The sequence below is a fragment of the Pontimicrobium sp. MEBiC01747 genome (assembly GCF_053601635.1).
Genome location: NZ_JBSHNS010000215.1, coordinates 37,150 through 53,519, shown reverse-complemented (window position 1 = coordinate 53,519; position 16,370 = coordinate 37,150). Strand labels below are relative to the sequence as shown.

Below are 16,370 nucleotides of genomic sequence, written 5' to 3'. Positions count from 1 at the left end.
ATAAAGATAATAATTAGATAGTGCGTTAGTACTATTATATACGATGAAAGCAAGTAAAAAGATTAGAAAAACTGAAACTCTAAAAAAACTGAAACGCTAGAAATAGCATCTAACTGCCTAAAACCAAAGCGTTTTCTTGTGAAATCTATACCAATTAAAAAAGAATTTCTGTAATCCCCATCAAAAATTTGATAACCAGCACCTAATTTATATAAGTTACCCGATTCGAAAGACCGATCTATATTTAATAACTTACCGTAGCCACCCCTTAAAAAAACATTATCATCATTTTTAATAATATTATACCTAAAACTTAAGTAGGCAGGGAAAAATAAAAGCCCTTCTCTTCTATGATTTGCATATTCAAAATTTAACCCAATTGAGGTTCTGGAATCAAATTGATAACCAATGCCAGTATTAAAAAAGAGTGCATTAAATTCAAAAATATTATCATTATACTCATCAGATAAATCAATGTCTTCGTTGGTAGTTAAAGTGCCTGCAATAGAAAGTTTGAAGAAAACACCTTCTGTTATTTCTGGTTTTAAATCTTGTGTAAATACCGATAATGAAATACTAAAAAGTAAAATAGAAAATAAATAGCGCATTGTATTTTAGTTTAGTTAATGCACTATTATCAATAATTATTCCGTTAATAATAAATACCGAATTTTAGTTGTTGTTTTCAATGATTTCTTTAATCTGTTTTTTATAACTAAATGCAAAAGGTTTAAATATTCTTGCATTACAATTTACATAAATAAGTTTAGTTTTATTCTGTAAAATATAATCATAGTCTTTTTCATTAAAACTATCATTGCTATTGATGATTTTAGAAATTTGTTTTTGATAATTTGAAGCACTTAATTCATCTTTACAGCAAATCTCTGTTATTGAAAAACTAGGATACCAATTACCCTTCATTCCTTTTAACTTACTTTTTCTACTAAATAATATTGTTTTAAGTTGAGTTTTTGGAAAAGAAATGATTTTGTCAACTATTTCAAGATCTGTTTTGTAACTTTTAAAAAATAGAGTATCTAGTTTCTCTTTGAATTCTTCAGTTTTATAGTTGTCTAGTTTTATAGTATCGATTATGCTAATCATTGTTTGCGAAAACTCATCACAAGTTTTTTCCTTTATATCATTACTTATGGTTTTAATAGGTTTCTTTTTTTTAATATCAGACTTAATAATTTCATTTCTAACAGGAAGAAGTGTTTCTTTAGAATTTTTTGTACAGGAGATTAAAGAGAAGAGTGTTACTATATAAATGAAGTTTTTCATAAGTTCATGCGGAATTTTAAGCGATTTTATAATTCTTATAACATTCTGAACATACAGGGGTTAATGTATTAAACATTTTCTCGTATTTTTCAAATTCAGTTTGAAAATTAATTTTAAAATCCCTTATTCCAATTTCTTTCATTAAAATAGAGTCAATAATATAATTACCGTTAAAAATACCTTGTTTGTCAACCACATAAATATTTACAATTTCTGAAGGAATGCATTTTTTGTTATTAAATACATTGTCTGCATGATATTTAGATATAAATGCGATAGAGTTTTCACCGTGTTTTTCGCATATAACTTTTCCCATAGGAAGTTTGTTTAAAGCTTAGTCATAAAGCTAAATTTTTTAAATGGAGTTATATCCTTAAACGTTTAGTTTTTTTATAAACCCTTCAATAGAAAGCGCATTATCCACATTGAAATCTCCAATTTTTGTACGGCGTAAAGCAGACAAGTGCCCTCCAGATTGTAGCGCTTTACCAAAGTCGTTAGCTAAAGAGCGTATATAAGTCCCTTTACTGCAAACCACTCTAAAATCAATACCATTACCGTTAATATTGGTGATTTCGAAAGCTTCAATAGTAATTTTTCTAGATTTAACTTCTACAGCTTCACCAGCTCTTGCATATTCATAAAGACGTTTACCATCTTTCTTTAATGCAGAAAATACAGGTGGAAATTGGTTGATTTCTCCAATAAACTGTTTAGTTGTTTTGTGTATTAAGTCTTCGGTAATATGATTGGTAGGGAAGGTTTCATTTATTTCAGACTCTAAATCGTAAGATGGTGTCGTGCTTCCTAAAGTAATAGTCCCAGTATACTCTTTTATTTGCCCCTGAAACGATTCTATTTGTTTGGTCATTTTACCCGTGCAAATTACTAATAAGCCTGTAGCTAAAGGATCTAAAGTTCCAGCATGGCCTACTTTTATTTTTTTTATATTAAAAGCTTGGCGTATTTCCCATCGCAATTTATTTACAGCTTGAAAAGAAGTCCAATTAAGAGGTTTGTCTATTAATAATACCTGGCCTGCTTTATAATCTTCTCCTGTTTTTGGTGTCATATTACATTAGTTTAATAAAGAAAATACAATAGCAATAAGCCCAACTATAGCACAGTAAATAGCAAAATAAGATAATTTACTTTTTTTAACTAAAGCAATCATCCAAGTACAAGCAAAAAGCCCAGCAACAAATGCAGCAATAAAACCAACAGATAATGCTGTAATGTTTTGACTCTCGAAAGATAACTCGCCTCCTAAAATATCTTTAGCCATTTTACCAAATATTAATGGAACAACCATTAAAAATGAAAAACGAGCAGCTTTTGTTTTATCGTTTCCAAGTAATACAGAAGTAGATATTGTAGCACCAGAGCGTGAAATTCCTGGTAACATAGCAATAGCTTGCGAGATACCAATTATAAAAGCATTTTTAAAAGAAACATCTTTATTCGTGTTTTTTGCTTTATCGGCCAAAAATAAAAGGATTGCTGTTATTATAAGCATGGCGCCTACCAGTAAAATATTACCACCAAATAATTGCTCTAATTGCTCTTCAAGAAACAAACCTACTAAAACAGCAGGAATCATAGAAACTATAATTTTTAATACAAATTTGGTGTCCTCATTCCATGTGCCAGAAAAAAGTCCTTTTATAATAGTTATAATATCTTTTCTAAAAATAACAATGGTACTTAATGCTGTTGCAAAATGTAAAACAACAGTAAATAATAAGCTTTCTTGTGGTACAGAATTATCACCAAGTATGGCTTTACCTAATTCTAAATGGCCACTAGAAGAAACAGGTAAAAACTCGGTAAGTCCCTGTATAATACCTAAAATAATTGCGTCAATAATATCCATGGCGCAAAAGTATTAAAATAGAAGTATCTAGTAAGGTGTTGTAGGGTTTATTTTTTAGATTCAGATTTCCCTTTACCAGTTAATATGGCATAAATTTGAAATCCAAAACCTATTAAAACTAAAGTAGGTGCTAGACGAATACGTCTAAAACTAAAAATGTCTTCATTAAAAACATTGGGGTCATCGCTACCGCCACCAGACATTAAAATAAAACCTAAAGCTATACAAGCTAAACCTATAAACATAAATTTATAGTTTCTTTTTCCAAAGATAAACTCACTGTTGTTTTGCTGCTGTTCTTTAAGTTTTTTTTGTCCCATGGGTATGTACGCTAATCAAATTCTGTAAAAATAACATCGTTATTAATTACTACTGTGCAATAATTTTTTAGATGTTTCTATTATAAATTTTGGTAAGTGCAAAGTAAGGGTTTTATTTAAAACTGTAGCGTTAAGATTGTCTAAATTTATTTTCACCTATCTATAAATACCTTTTAATTTATATTTATTAGTGTCTACTTTAACAAAGTTAGTAGTATTATCATCTAAGTTTTTTTGAGATAATATAAAAGCTGTTATCATTATTATACCTGCTAATACAAAAGTTATTCGCTTCATAATCATAGTTTTTTAAGATTTACAAATAATTTAAAGTATTGGTATGGCCAGATTAAAATGTGGTTATTGGTTAAGTAAAGATAACTCGTATTCTTCCTAATTATTGTTAAGTAAAACGTTAAATGCTGTTAAATACTAAGCTTTAACAGTTGTTTAAGAATTTAAAAAAAGAGTTTAATAATACAGTTTATCTGTATTTAAGTTTAAAAAACGCTGTGTAGCGAAAAAGGTAGAAATCCAAGTAATAAAAATGCCTAAAACAAACACAAACGCAAATAATGCAACAATAAGCACAGGTTTATTAAGAAGCTCTAATTCTGGAAATGTTTTATTTATAAAATGCAATACAACACCCATGCCAATTAAAGCTAAAATAGCTCCAATAATACCTAAACGCACACTTCGCCATATAAATGGACGACGAATAAAGCGTTTAGTAGCACCTACCATTTGCATGGTTTTAATAGTAAAACGTTTAGAGTACACAGCCAAACGTATAGAACTGTTTATAAGCAATACAGCAATTAATGTAAAGAGTCCGCTAATAACAAGAATCCAGAAACTAATTTTCTTTACATTATTATTCATTAAATTAACGAGGTCATTATCGTAGTTAACCTCTTCTACAAAGTTTTTAGATAAGGCTTCTTTAGAAATCGTTTCTAGTTTTTCAGACGTAACAAAGTCGGCTTTTAAGTTAACATCAATAGAATTCTTTAAGGGGTTAAAACCTAAAAAGTCCATGAAATCTTCACCACTTTCAGTTTTCATAGCCTCAGCAGCCTGTGCTTTAGATACAAAATCGGTAGACTTTACATAATCGGCCATGGCTAAGCTTTTTTCTAGTTGTTTAATCTCAATATCCTTAGCAGAGTCCTTTAAGTAAATAGTTACAGTAACTTGTTCTTTAAAGTGGTCTGCCACCTTTTTAGCATTTAATACCAAAAGACCTAGTAATCCTAATAAGAAAAGTACCAATGCGATACTTAAAACAACAGAAAAATAGGAAGAAATTAAACGGCGTTTTTGGTATTTGTCAAAAGATGAACTCATAAAGAACTATAATTTAAGCTGTAAAAATAATAAAGAAATTAAATACAAGCCTTTTACAAGCCTTAAACTTTTAATAATGTTATAATAAGTTTAAATTTGCCGCTTTAAAACAAGTTAGCAGCAATTTAGAAAATGAAATATAACTTTAACGACATAGAAGCCAAATGGCAAAACTATTGGGCAACAAATCAAACCTTTAAAGCTTCCAATAATAGCGATAAACCAAAATATTACGTATTAGATATGTTTCCTTACCCAAGTGGAGCAGGACTACACGTAGGGCATCCGTTAGGTTATATAGCTAGTGATATCTATGCACGTTACAAACGCCATAAAGGCTTTAATGTATTGCACCCACAGGGTTACGATAGCTTTGGGTTGCCAGCAGAACAGTATGCTATACAAACGGGGCAACACCCAGCAGTAACTACAGAAACTAATGTTGCTACTTACAGAAGACAATTAGATAAAATAGGGTTTTCTTTCGATTGGAGCAGAGAAGTACGTACCTCTAATCCAGAATATTATAAGTGGACACAATGGATATTTATTCAGTTATTCGAATCGTATTACTGTAAAGATTCCGATAAGGCTAGACCAATTACAGAATTAATTACGGTATTTGTAGCCGAAGGAAACACTAGAATCAACGCGGTTTGCGATGATAATGTGGCAACATTTACAGCCGAAGATTGGAATGCCATGTCGTCTGTAGACCAACAAAAAATACTACTACAATACAGATTAACCTATTTAGCAGAAACCGAAGTTAACTGGTGCCCAGCATTAGGAACCGTTTTAGCAAACGACGAAATAGTAAATGGCGTATCAGAAAGAGGAGGACACCCTGTAATACGTAAAAAAATGACACAATGGAGTATGCGTATATCTGCGTATGCCGAACGTTTATTACAAGGTCTAGAGACTATAGATTGGACCGATTCTTTAAAAGAAAGCCAACGAAATTGGATAGGGAAATCTGTAGGAGCATCGGTTACATTTAATGTAAAAGACCATAACGAAACCATAGAAGTCTTTACCACAAGACCCGATACTATTTTTGGTGTGAGTTTCATGACCTTAGCACCAGAACACGATTTAGTGTCTAAAATAACAACAGCAGCACAAAAAGCCGATGTTGACGCTTATATAGAAAAAACAGCAAAACGAAGCGAGCGTGACCGTATGGCCGATGTAAAAACCATTTCTGGAGTATTTACTGGTGCTTATGCAGAGCACCCATTTACAAAAGAACCCATACAAATATGGATTGGAGATTACGTACTAGCAAGTTACGGAACAGGAGCAGTAATGGCTGTACCATGTGGAGACCAGCGCGATTACGATTTTGCAAAACATTTTAATATAGACATCCCTAATATTTTTGAAGGCGTAGATATTTCTGAAGAAGCCTATGCCTCTAAAGACAATGTAAAGATTGCTAATAGCGATTTCCTTAACGGAATGAACTACAAAAAAGCAACCAAACGAGCTATTTACGAGTTAGAGCAACTAGGACAAGGCGAAGGAAAAACCAATTACAGATTACGTGATGCTGTATTTTCTAGACAACGCTATTGGGGAGAACCATTTCCTGTGTACTATGTAAATGGTATGCCGCAAATGATAGACGCAAAACATTTGCCAATACAATTACCAGAAGTAGAAAAATATTTACCAACCGAAACAGGAGAGCCACCATTAGGACGTGCCGATGTTTGGGCGTGGAATAGTATTGAGAATAAAGTAGTGAGTAATGAGTTAGTAGACGACGAAACTATTTTTCCTCTGGAACTAAACACTATGCCAGGTTGGGCAGGAAGTTCTTGGTATTTTTTCCGTTATATGGAAGACACTATGCGAAACGAAACCTTTGCAAGTGAAGACGCACTTAACTATTGGGAAAACGTAGATTTATATATTGGTGGAAGCGAGCACGCTACAGGACACCTGTTATATTCGCGTTTTTGGGTAAAACTATTAAAAGATAGAGGCTTTGTTTCTGTTGAAGAGCCTTTTAAAAAACTAATTAACCAAGGGATGATTTTGGGGACTAGTGCAATAGTTTACAGAATATCTGGAACTAATAAATATGTTTCTAAAGGCTTAATTAAAGATTATGATGTTGAAGAGATAAGAGTAGATGTAAACATAGTTAATGCATCAGACGAAATAGATCTTGAAGCATTAAAACAATGGCAACCTCAATTTAAAGATGCAGAATTTGTATTAGAAGGAGAACAATATATCGTTGGAAGAGAAGTTGAAAAAATGTCTAAGAGATGGTTTAATGTTGTAAACCCAGATAACATTTGCGAGCAATACGGAGCAGACAGTTTAAGGCTTTACGAAATGTTTTTAGGCCCATTAGAGCAGGCAAAACCATGGAATACAGCAGGAATAACAGGAGTACATGGGTTCCTTAAAAAATTATGGAAATTATATGTTGGCGAAAACGGATTAAAAGTAAACGATGCAGAACCAACAAAAGACAACCTAAAAACATTACACAAAACCATAAAGAAAGTAGAAGAAGATATCGAGAATTTCTCGTTTAATACATCGGTTTCTACCTTTATGATTGCAGTAAATGAGCTTACTAAACAAAACTGTACAAGTAAAGACGTTTTAGAGCCGTTATTAGTATTAATATCACCTTATGCACCACATATAGCAGAAGAATTATACAATATGCTAGGCAATAGCAATTCTATCTCTACAGCAGCATTCCCTATATTTGATGCTAGTTATTTAGTAGAAAGTAGCAAAAATTACCCAATATCATTTAACGGTAAAATGCGTTTTACGCTAGAATTACCAATGGATATGAGTAAAGAAGATATAGAAAAAACGGTAATGGCTCACGAAAAAACCATAGCGCAATTAAACGGGCGTACACCTAAAAAAGTAATAGTAGTGCCAGGAAAAATTGTAAACATAGTAGGGTAACGAATTCCTGCGCAGGCAGGAATCTCACAGCCAATAGAAACTATAGAAAGGCAGAAACAAGCATAATATATAAGTGGATACAACTAATACACGTTTTAGATAGGTATATCTTAAATACAGAATATATTTTACATTATACTATAGCAGCATCCGAAAACAATGATTTAATACATTGTTTTCGGATGTTTTTTATAAAAATAAGTATGAAGTAATGAAAACGTCAGTTCAAGTGAAATTTCTTTTTCAGAAATTTTGTATCGAGAACACTTCAATAAAAAATGTTTTACTAGAGGTATTTTAAGTGCCAGAGATAAGTTAAGACTACTTTCAATAACTATCAGAATTGTATCAAAACCTATTGGTTTTGACTACAAATGTTTATTTTCGATACAAATTTCATTTATTTTCAATCGTAAAGTCCACATGAATTAATGAACTTTATAAAAACTTAAACTATGAAATACCTATCCATATTACTGTTATTATGTCTTAGTTTTTCTTCAGAAGCACAAAACGACAGTATACAATTTCCACAAGACTATTTTGGTATATATAAAGGAAACTTAAACATTATAAATAGTAGAGGAACACAAACCATAGGAATGGAATTTCATTTACAGCCAACCGATTCTGTAGGTAAATACAAATACACTATTGTATATATCATGGAAGGTAACAGGCAAGAACGAAAATACAACCTAATAACAAAAAATGCAGCTAAAGGCGACTATATTGTAGACGAAAATAATGGCATACTTCTAGACGCAAAACAAATAGGGAATACATTATATTCTATGTTCGAAGTACAAAATAATTTAATAACCACTACCGAACGTTTTTATAAAAATGCTATGGATTTTGAAATAACCTTTACAGATACCAAGCAAAAAACAGAATCTACAGCAGAGGGAGAAGACCCTATAAATGTGACATCGTACCCTATAGGTGGCATACAAAAAGCCCATTTAGTAAAACAATAAAGCTATTGTAACCTTTTACTTATAATTTGGTAAAACTACATTACCAAAAAAACAGTGTATAAGCACATTTACGCACTATATTTTAATGAATTTGAATAATTTATTCAAATTTAAAAGTCTTGCATATCCCGTATTTATTAGCTTGAGCTAAACTTACGCCTCTTTTATTGTTTTTTTAATTTTTTTTTGGGTAATGAATTAAAGCATTACATACTTAATTATATAGACAATTAAAAGGTGTAACCCGAAAAACCAATTTAATAGAGTAGGGACAATTATAATTAATTAATAAAAATGAAAAAAACTATCTTAAAAACCCTCTTTGCAGTGTTGTTTTTTGTTTCGTACCAAAATGCAGGTGCACAAAAAGTTAAAAGTAATATTGTTATGAGTACAACTTTAGACTTAGATTTAAACTCATCTAATACAAGTATTACAACCTACCCAAACAGTACAACCTATCCTGGGTATTACGAATTAGAAATGAGAGTAACTGCGTTTGTTCATACATTTCAACCTGGAACCTATACATTAGCAACAGAAAGGCGTCAATTAAATCATGATACTAATGTTCCAATATCTTCATGGTCAAGTATGGTACCTAACTTAAATCAATTTCCTAATACAGGATGGGGGACAACACCATCAGCAACATATTCAGGTACAGCTAGAACTACACAATTAGAAGGAACAACGTTTCAATACAGAGTAAAAGTAACTCTTAATCCTACAGCTGCAGGACTTCCAAATAAAACAGTATATACACCTATTAGAACAGCTAAAGTGTTAGGAGATCCAACACCATGTTTTACTATGTATAATGTTAACTCTACGCAAAATGAAAATTCTAAATATGGGCCTCAGCCAGTAAATACAATTTGTCAATATTCGGTAGCTATAAATGGAAGCTGTAGTAAGTTTGAAGAAGGATACCATGTTAGAGTTGCAGAATTCGATTTAGCATCATGGTCTTTTGTTCAAGATTATTACAGTGGTTGGGTAGGCTCTGGAGAAGCACCAACTTACACTAGTTTAAATGGATTAGTAGCTTCAAACGGATACTCTTTTATACCAGGTAAATTATATGTTGTAGGATTTTCTATAGGACCAGTATGGGAGTCTGCACCAGTACAATTTTTTAGAGTAGTAGCTTGTAAAGAATCTGGAGAAGATACTATAGAAGAAGTGAAAGATGTAACTCCAGTGGAGATAGAAGTAATAGATGAAGAAGTTGCAAACCCTGTTAGATTAAAACTGTATCCTAACCCTACAGAAAATTACTTTAAAATTTCTGTAAACGATTCAGAATTAGAAAAAGGATCTTCAGTTTCTGTAATGAATAGTAAAGGAGTAGAAGTGTATAAAGGAACTGTTGATACTAATAATTTTGAAGTAAATACTAGTGAGTGGAAAACAGGTGTTTATTTCTGTAAAATTCAAATAGGAGACAGAATAGAAACTAAAAAAATAATTAAAAAATAAGGTAATTTTAGCCATAATTAAGGCAGGGTTATTACCTAGTTAAGGTCGAAAGTATATACTTTCGGCCTTTTTTATGCGGTTCTAAATAGAAAAACTGACAGAGTTACATAATTATTTAAATGGCTTACTTTTTGTTATCTTTAAAATAAGAATTAAAAAAATAAATATTATGAACGGAATGATGGGATATTATCTACTTATTGGAGCAATAGCTCTAGTAAGCAGTTTAGTAAGCGGACAACTAAAACGAAAATTTGCAAAATATTCTAGAGTACATCTACGTAACGGAATGAGTGGTGCAGAAATAGCAAAGAAAATGTTAGCAGATCATGGTATAAGAGATGTAGAGGTTATTTCTACTTCTGGGCAATTAACAGATCATTACAACCCAGTAAATAAAACAGTAAATCTAAGCGAAGCCGTTTATAACCAGCGTAATGCGGCAGCGGCAGCAGTTGCTGCACACGAGTGCGGACATGCAGTACAACATGCACAAGCATATCAATGGCTAACTATGCGATCTAAGCTTGTACCAATGGTAAGTTTAACCTCAGGAATGTCTCAATGGTTAGTTATTGGAGGAATAGCGCTTATGACTACAAATATGATAGGAGGTATAGGCTATTGGGTAGCGTTAGCCGGTTTAATATTAATGGGTTTTGCAACCTTATTTAGTGTTATAACCTTGCCTGTAGAATACGATGCTAGTAATAGAGCTTTAGCATGGTTAAAAAATAAACATATAGTAACACAAGAAGAGTATGCAGGTTCAAAAGATGCTCTTAAATGGGCTGCAAGAACTTACCTAGTTGCTGCAATAGGAGCTATAGCATCTTTAATTTACTGGGCATTACAAGTATTTGCTAGAAGAGATTAAAAAAATAAGTTAATATTAAAAAGAATGAATTATTAATAATTTATTAATAGTTTGGTTTCTTTTTCTTAAATTGTGGGCTGAATTATATATTAATATAACAATGGACCAGCCATTTGAAGCTCCTACACAAGATCAATTACTAGTTTCTGCTTTATCGCAAGAAGATAAAGTAGCTTTTTATAAAAAAACGTATGCACATGTTGCTTTAGGAGTTTTAGTCTTTATCGCATTTGAATATTTGCTTTTACAAAGTGATGCTATTGTAGAATTTGCATTATCCTTAACACAAGGGTATAAATGGTTAATAATGTTAGGCGGATTTATGTTTGTAACAAACTATGCCGAAAAAATGACATTAAAAACCCCAGATAAAACAAAGCAATATTTAGCTTATGGGTTATACATTTTTGCACAAGCATTTATTTTTGTGCCTATGATTTATAAAGCCATGTTTTATATGGAAACTGGCTCAGAATTATTGCAACAAGCAGCAATAGTTACTTTGGCATTATTTACAGGGTTATCTGCGGTAGTATTTATAACTAAAAAGGACTTTTCATTTATAAAAGCAGGATTAACAATAGGTTTCTTTATTGCTTTAGGCTTAATAGTAGCTGGAATTATTTTTGGCTTCGATTTAGGCTTGTGGTTTTCTGTAGCAATGTGTTTACTTGCAGGAGGTGCTATTCTATATCAAACTTCTAATTTAGTTAATACCTATACAGAAGACGATTATATACCTGCAGCGTTAGGCTTATTTGCATCTTTAATGCTATTGTTTTGGTATGTATTACAGATTTTTATGTCTAGAGATTAAGTGCTTTTAATATTAAATGAATTAGTCAATTACAAATTGAATATATAAATTATGAAAAAAATTACTTTTTTGATTTTGTTAGTAGCTCTAGTGCTTTCTTGCTCTACTGATGAAACCAATGATAGCTCTCAAGAAGTAACACAACAAGTTCTACCTGGGCAAAATCCTATAAAACAAGCGCTTCATAGTTTAGATTTTTGGCAAACGGCAGACTTACCTGTAGTATTTACAGATTTTATACAAGAGGCACAGTCATTTACGTTTAGTAAATCGTTTTTTGTAAATAGTTTAGAAGTAAGAAATTTAGAAGCTTACAGATTTGCATTAGGTGTAAGTAATAATAAATTACAAGTTATTTGCTTAGGCGTAACAGAAGAGAATGAGGTAATAAGTTCTGTATTTAAAATAGGAACCCCAAATATGGGAGCAATAAATGCAGAAGAAGTAGATACACAACAAAATACACCATATGATGTTTCTACAATAGCAAGAGAAGATGTAAGAGGTCATGTTTTACAAATAAAAGATGCGCTTAGATATTTAAATGATTGGAGAGATACTTTAAATGACATAAGTACTCTAGATGATAAAGTTTCTTACGATGGTAATAGAATAAAATATTATACTCTAGATAAAGATGCTATGGATTTTTTAGTAAATAGAGATGATGTTACTGCTGTAGAATTAGTGTTTGGATTAAATGATGAAGGTAAAATGACAACAGTATTTTTTGGAAAGAATGGTAAAAATGTAATTTTCGATACTAATGCGGTTAATTTCGCATTAGATTTCACTAGCCCTTGTCCGAGTAACTGTGATGATATTAGAATAAATTAATAATATTAAATACATTATAAAAAAGCCTTCATTTAATGAAGGCTTTTTTTATTGATTGCTTTTGTTTTAAAGTTTAGTACTATCTAAAGACACCATTTTGTTTTTTAAAGCATATATAACTAATCCTGCAACATTTTTAGATTCTGTTTTTAATAATAGATTGTTACGGTGGCCTTCTACTGTTCTTGGACTTATATATAAACTGTCTGCAATATCGTTAGTTGTATATTGTTTACAAATAAGGTCTAGAACTTCAATTTCTCGTTTAGTAAAATAATTCGTGTCAAAATTAGACTTAACTTTTTTCTCGCTAGGATTTACTATACTTTCATGAATGTATTGCATCACTTGCTCATCATAATAAAAGCCTTTATTAGCAACTTCTTTTATAGTTTTAATCATAAGTGCAGGAGTGCTATTTTTAGCTAAATATGCTACAGCACCAATAGATATCATGTTTAGAATAAAAGGTTTGCTAAAATAGCTTGTTAAGGCTATAACTTTAACATCTGGAAATTCTTTTCTAATTAATTTAGTGACTTCAACTCCATTTAAGCTAGGCATTTTAAGATCTGTAATTACTATATCTGGTAATACTTGGGTGTTTCTTAATTGATTAATTAAATGTTCCCCATCTTCTGCATCGAAAAGGATTTCTATTGTGTCTTCACTACCTAATATTGCTTTTACACCTTGTCTAAACAATAATTCGTCGTCTGCTAATGCTAATTTTATATTATTCATCATTATAATGTATTATAAGGGTTATATAATATATCCAAATAATAATTGTTTAGGGATTTAATTTTTAATTATGGATGTTTCGGGGTATTTACAATGTATTATAAACTTACTCCCGCTATTTTTTGTGCTTTCTAGAGTTAATTTTCCATTTAAAATTTTAACTCTACTTTTTATGTTTTGTATACCTATGCCTGGTTTTTTCTTTATGTCTTTAACATTGAAACCGATACCATTATCTTGATAATGCACCATAAAACCTGTAGGCGCTTGCTCCATATAAATAACAAGTTCATTAGCTTGTCCATGCCTAATAGAATTATTAATAAGTTCTTGAATAATTCTAAATAAGTGCAATTGGTTGGTTTTGTTTAGTTTGGAGAGTTCTTCTATATTGTGTTCTATATCTATACTAGTATTAGCAGTAAACTCTTCAAACAATTCTTCTAAAGCAGCCTTAAGGCCAAATTTATCTAATATAGGAGGCATTAAATCATGCGCTATTTTACGAGCACTTTCTAATGTATTGGTTGTAATATCTAAAATTTGCTCTAAAGCTGTTTTTTGTTTCTCGTTAATTGTTTTATCTATTAAAAGAACATGAGTAGTTAAACTAACTACATTAAGTTTCGCGCTAATGGCATCATGTAAATCTTGGGCAATACGATTGCGTTCTTGCTCTTGTATGGCTATAGATGTTTGTAATATTTTTCGTTGATGATCTATTTTTAATGTGGCTTTTTCCTGTTCCTTTTCTACAATTTTTTTCTTGGTATGGTGGAAAAAAGCAATAAGCGTAACTGCCATTATAATTAATAAGCTAACACTTATGCCTACTATGCTAATTATCGTTATGAATGAGTTTTCTTCCAAAAAAGAGGGCTTTTATGTTGTTAAGGAGAGTATAAAGATAATACTAAAAAATTATTAATTTTTTCTATAGGTTTTATACCATTCTATAAAAATTAGTATTTGGTATACAGCATAGAGGATAGAATTAAATAACCATAATAGCTTATTTAAACTATCGTATGACACGTTGAGAAAATTACCAGAGCAAAATATTAAAGTACTACTAATTAAATAAATGAAAATACCAGAATTAACATATACAAACTCCATTTTTTCTGTTAAAGAGTTGTAGAAATGAACAACGCTGAAAGAAACAATACTTAAAGAGGTAAGTACAATCTCTAGTAAATTAAATTTATAATATAAAGAAGGGTTTAAGGAATATTGTATTGTTAAAATAAGTAAAACAAGTATACTGACAATTTTAACGGCATTTTTATGTTTTTTATTATTAAATAAAGTAATGTAGAATAAACTTAAAAGTATAAATTGTAAAATAAAGTAATAATGAGAGAGATAAAGATTATCTATTTTGTCTTGCCATAATAAATAGCTTTTAACTTGTATTACTAAGGAAATAAATAAATACAAATTAAATATTTTAAAAGTTTTATTTTCTTTTAAAAAACTTTTAAAAAATAAAATGGTATTAACAACTAAAATTAGTTTACTAAGATTAGAAAAAAATAATTGATAATCTTTTATCTCCATCATTTATAAATAATAATTACGGCCTTGGTTTAGGGTCGTATAAAGGGCTATTTGGGTCGCATGTATTAGGACATGGATCTGTAAAATCATAAACACCACTTCCAGTTGGTTCAGGAGCTAACATTTTACAACCACTTGGTTTTTCGTCTTCAATTATGTCTCTATGAATATTGTTACAATCTACATAGGTCCCCACTATTAATAGTTTTTCGCCATAACCATTTGCTTTAGAAGTGTCTTTGTCATTAATGGCCATATATGCTCTTACGCCAGCACTGTCTACTTTACTTGTAACTACTTTTCCAGATTTGTCTATAACTCCCATTTCTGTTAAAGCACCAATAAGATCTCCTGCAGGCATTAAAAATCCTTTGCATTTATTGGGATTCGCAGACTGCCAGTTGTATGCCCAATTTACAGCATCTTCAATAGGTCTAGTTTTTGTACTCATAATTTTGTTGTTAGTTGTTAATTAATAAAAAGGTTAATAATTGCCTAAAGCTAATTTATATTTCCTTACATAAAAAATTTAAATAATAAAACAGGGGTTTTTACCTGATTTTAATAAACCGTGGTATTGCGTTACTTTTTTTTTTGAGTTCTATTTAGCTTAGCCAAATAGTTTACAATCAATGATTATTTGTCTTAAATTATTTAATTAATTAAAATTTAATATATAAATCGTTGGTGTTTTCTAATAATAATAGTTAATTTAACTATTATTAATCTTATTAATTCTAACTTAAAAACAATTACTTATGGATCCATTTTTAGGAGAAATCATTATGTTTGGTGGTAATTTTGCACCGAGAGGCTGGGCATTATGCGACGGACAATTATTGCCAATCTCGCAATACTCTGCATTATTTTCAATACTAGGAACAACTTATGGAGGAGATGGTAGAACAACTTTTGCATTACCAGATTTAAGAGGTAGAAGTCCAATACATGCAGGACATGGTCCAGGTCTTAGTACTATGAAACTAGGGCAAAGAGGAGGAACAGAAACGAAAACATTAAACATCACTGAACTACCAAGTCACAACCATTTAGCGGCAATGAGCGTATCGAAAGCAGCAGCAGATGATGATACACCAAGTACTGGTGTTTCTATTGGAGCTTCAGAGATTTTTGTTGCGGGAGGTGCAAATCAGCCTTTAGCTAATGGGTCTGTAGCAGTAGGTAATGCAGGTGGTCAACAACCCTTTAATATAAGAAACCCTTTTGAAGTTGTTAATTATATTATAGCATTACAAGGAGTTTTCCCTTCTAGGAACTAACTATTATTAATCTT

The 16,370-nt window shown here is 30.9% G+C and carries 18 protein-coding genes; 7 read left to right on the top strand and 11 right to left on the bottom strand.

What is annotated here, in order from left to right:
* Nucleotides 1-62: 62 nt before the first annotated feature.
* From ACVC2P_RS07020 to ACVC2P_RS06985, 8 genes are all read right to left on the bottom strand, one after another.
* Nucleotides 63-608: a hypothetical protein gene (locus tag ACVC2P_RS07020; RefSeq protein ID WP_452597766.1), complete on the bottom strand. Its 546-nt coding sequence runs from the start codon at nt 606-608 to the stop codon at nt 63-65.
* A gap of 64 nt (nt 609-672) precedes the next feature.
* Nucleotides 673-1,287 carry a hypothetical protein gene (locus tag ACVC2P_RS07015; RefSeq protein WP_452597765.1) on the bottom strand — a complete coding sequence of 205 codons (615 nt, stop codon included), beginning with the start codon at nt 1,285-1,287 and terminating at the stop codon, nt 673-675.
* A 16-nt stretch (nt 1,288-1,303) separates the two neighbouring features.
* Nucleotides 1,304-1,603, bottom strand: a complete 300-nt coding sequence (locus ACVC2P_RS07010; protein ID WP_452597764.1) for a hypothetical protein — start codon at nt 1,601-1,603, stop codon at nt 1,304-1,306.
* 57 nt (nt 1,604-1,660) lie between these two features.
* The gene (gene truB / locus ACVC2P_RS07005) at nt 1,661-2,359 is read right to left on the bottom strand and encodes a tRNA pseudouridine(55) synthase TruB (RefSeq protein ID WP_452597763.1); all 699 of its coding nucleotides are present in this window, start codon (nt 2,357-2,359) and stop codon (nt 1,661-1,663) included.
* 6 nt (nt 2,360-2,365) lie between these two features.
* Nucleotides 2,366-3,160 (bottom strand): undecaprenyl-diphosphate phosphatase, encoded by a 795-nt coding sequence (locus ACVC2P_RS07000; protein WP_452597762.1) that lies wholly within the window; start codon nt 3,158-3,160, stop codon nt 2,366-2,368.
* 47 nt (nt 3,161-3,207) lie between these two features.
* A complete protein-coding gene (locus ACVC2P_RS06995) occupies nt 3,208-3,480 on the bottom strand; it encodes a DUF3098 domain-containing protein (RefSeq protein WP_452597761.1) in 273 nt (90 codons plus the stop codon).
* A 156-nt stretch (nt 3,481-3,636) separates the two neighbouring features.
* Nucleotides 3,637-3,777 carry a hypothetical protein gene (locus ACVC2P_RS06990; protein WP_452597760.1) on the bottom strand — a complete coding sequence of 47 codons (141 nt, stop codon included), beginning with the start codon at nt 3,775-3,777 and terminating at the stop codon, nt 3,637-3,639.
* 174 nt (nt 3,778-3,951) lie between these two features.
* Entirely contained in the window at nt 3,952-4,830 is an 879-nt protein-coding gene (locus ACVC2P_RS06985) for a cell division protein FtsX (RefSeq protein ID WP_452597759.1), read from the bottom strand.
* 132 nt (nt 4,831-4,962) lie between these two features.
* On the opposite strand from ACVC2P_RS06985, the gene leuS reads away from it, so the two are divergent.
* The 6 genes from leuS to ACVC2P_RS06955 all read left to right on the top strand — a co-directional run bounded on the left by leuS (nt 4,963) and on the right by ACVC2P_RS06955 (nt 12,772).
* Nucleotides 4,963-7,779: a leucine--tRNA ligase gene (leuS, locus tag ACVC2P_RS06980; protein ID WP_452597758.1), complete on the top strand. Its 2,817-nt coding sequence runs from the start codon at nt 4,963-4,965 to the stop codon at nt 7,777-7,779.
* A 455-nt stretch (nt 7,780-8,234) separates the two neighbouring features.
* A complete protein-coding gene (locus ACVC2P_RS06975; protein ID WP_452597757.1) occupies nt 8,235-8,759 on the top strand; it encodes a hypothetical protein in 525 nt (174 codons plus the stop codon).
* A 294-nt stretch (nt 8,760-9,053) separates the two neighbouring features.
* Entirely contained in the window at nt 9,054-10,241 is a 1,188-nt protein-coding gene (locus ACVC2P_RS06970) for a T9SS type A sorting domain-containing protein (protein WP_452597756.1), read from the top strand.
* A 178-nt stretch (nt 10,242-10,419) separates the two neighbouring features.
* Nucleotides 10,420-11,118, top strand: coding sequence for a zinc metallopeptidase (locus ACVC2P_RS06965; protein ID WP_452597797.1), 699 nt, complete (start codon nt 10,420-10,422; stop codon nt 11,116-11,118).
* A 100-nt stretch (nt 11,119-11,218) separates the two neighbouring features.
* Nucleotides 11,219-11,935, top strand: a complete 717-nt coding sequence (locus ACVC2P_RS06960; protein WP_452597755.1) for a Bax inhibitor-1/YccA family protein — start codon at nt 11,219-11,221, stop codon at nt 11,933-11,935.
* A gap of 51 nt (nt 11,936-11,986) precedes the next feature.
* Nucleotides 11,987-12,772 (top strand): hypothetical protein, encoded by a 786-nt coding sequence (locus tag ACVC2P_RS06955; protein ID WP_452597754.1) that lies wholly within the window; start codon nt 11,987-11,989, stop codon nt 12,770-12,772.
* Between the two features lie 66 nt (nt 12,773-12,838).
* Here the strand turns inward: ACVC2P_RS06955 and ACVC2P_RS06950 are convergent, their stop codons facing one another.
* From ACVC2P_RS06950 to ACVC2P_RS06940, 3 genes are all read right to left on the bottom strand, one after another.
* Nucleotides 12,839-13,519 carry a response regulator gene (locus tag ACVC2P_RS06950; protein ID WP_452597753.1) on the bottom strand — a complete coding sequence of 227 codons (681 nt, stop codon included), beginning with the start codon at nt 13,517-13,519 and terminating at the stop codon, nt 12,839-12,841.
* Between the two features lie 54 nt (nt 13,520-13,573).
* A complete protein-coding gene (locus ACVC2P_RS06945) occupies nt 13,574-14,320 on the bottom strand; it encodes a sensor histidine kinase (protein ID WP_452597752.1) in 747 nt (248 codons plus the stop codon).
* Nucleotides 14,321-15,092: 772 nt separating this feature from the next.
* Complete coding sequence (locus ACVC2P_RS06940; RefSeq protein ID WP_452597751.1) at nt 15,093-15,527, bottom strand: hypothetical protein; 435 nt, start codon at nt 15,525-15,527, stop codon at nt 15,093-15,095.
* Nucleotides 15,528-15,834: 307 nt separating this feature from the next.
* On the opposite strand from ACVC2P_RS06940, the gene ACVC2P_RS06935 reads away from it, so the two are divergent.
* Nucleotides 15,835-16,356: a phage tail protein gene (locus tag ACVC2P_RS06935; RefSeq protein ID WP_452597750.1), complete on the top strand. Its 522-nt coding sequence runs from the start codon at nt 15,835-15,837 to the stop codon at nt 16,354-16,356.
* Nucleotides 16,357-16,370: the final 14 nt, after the last annotated feature.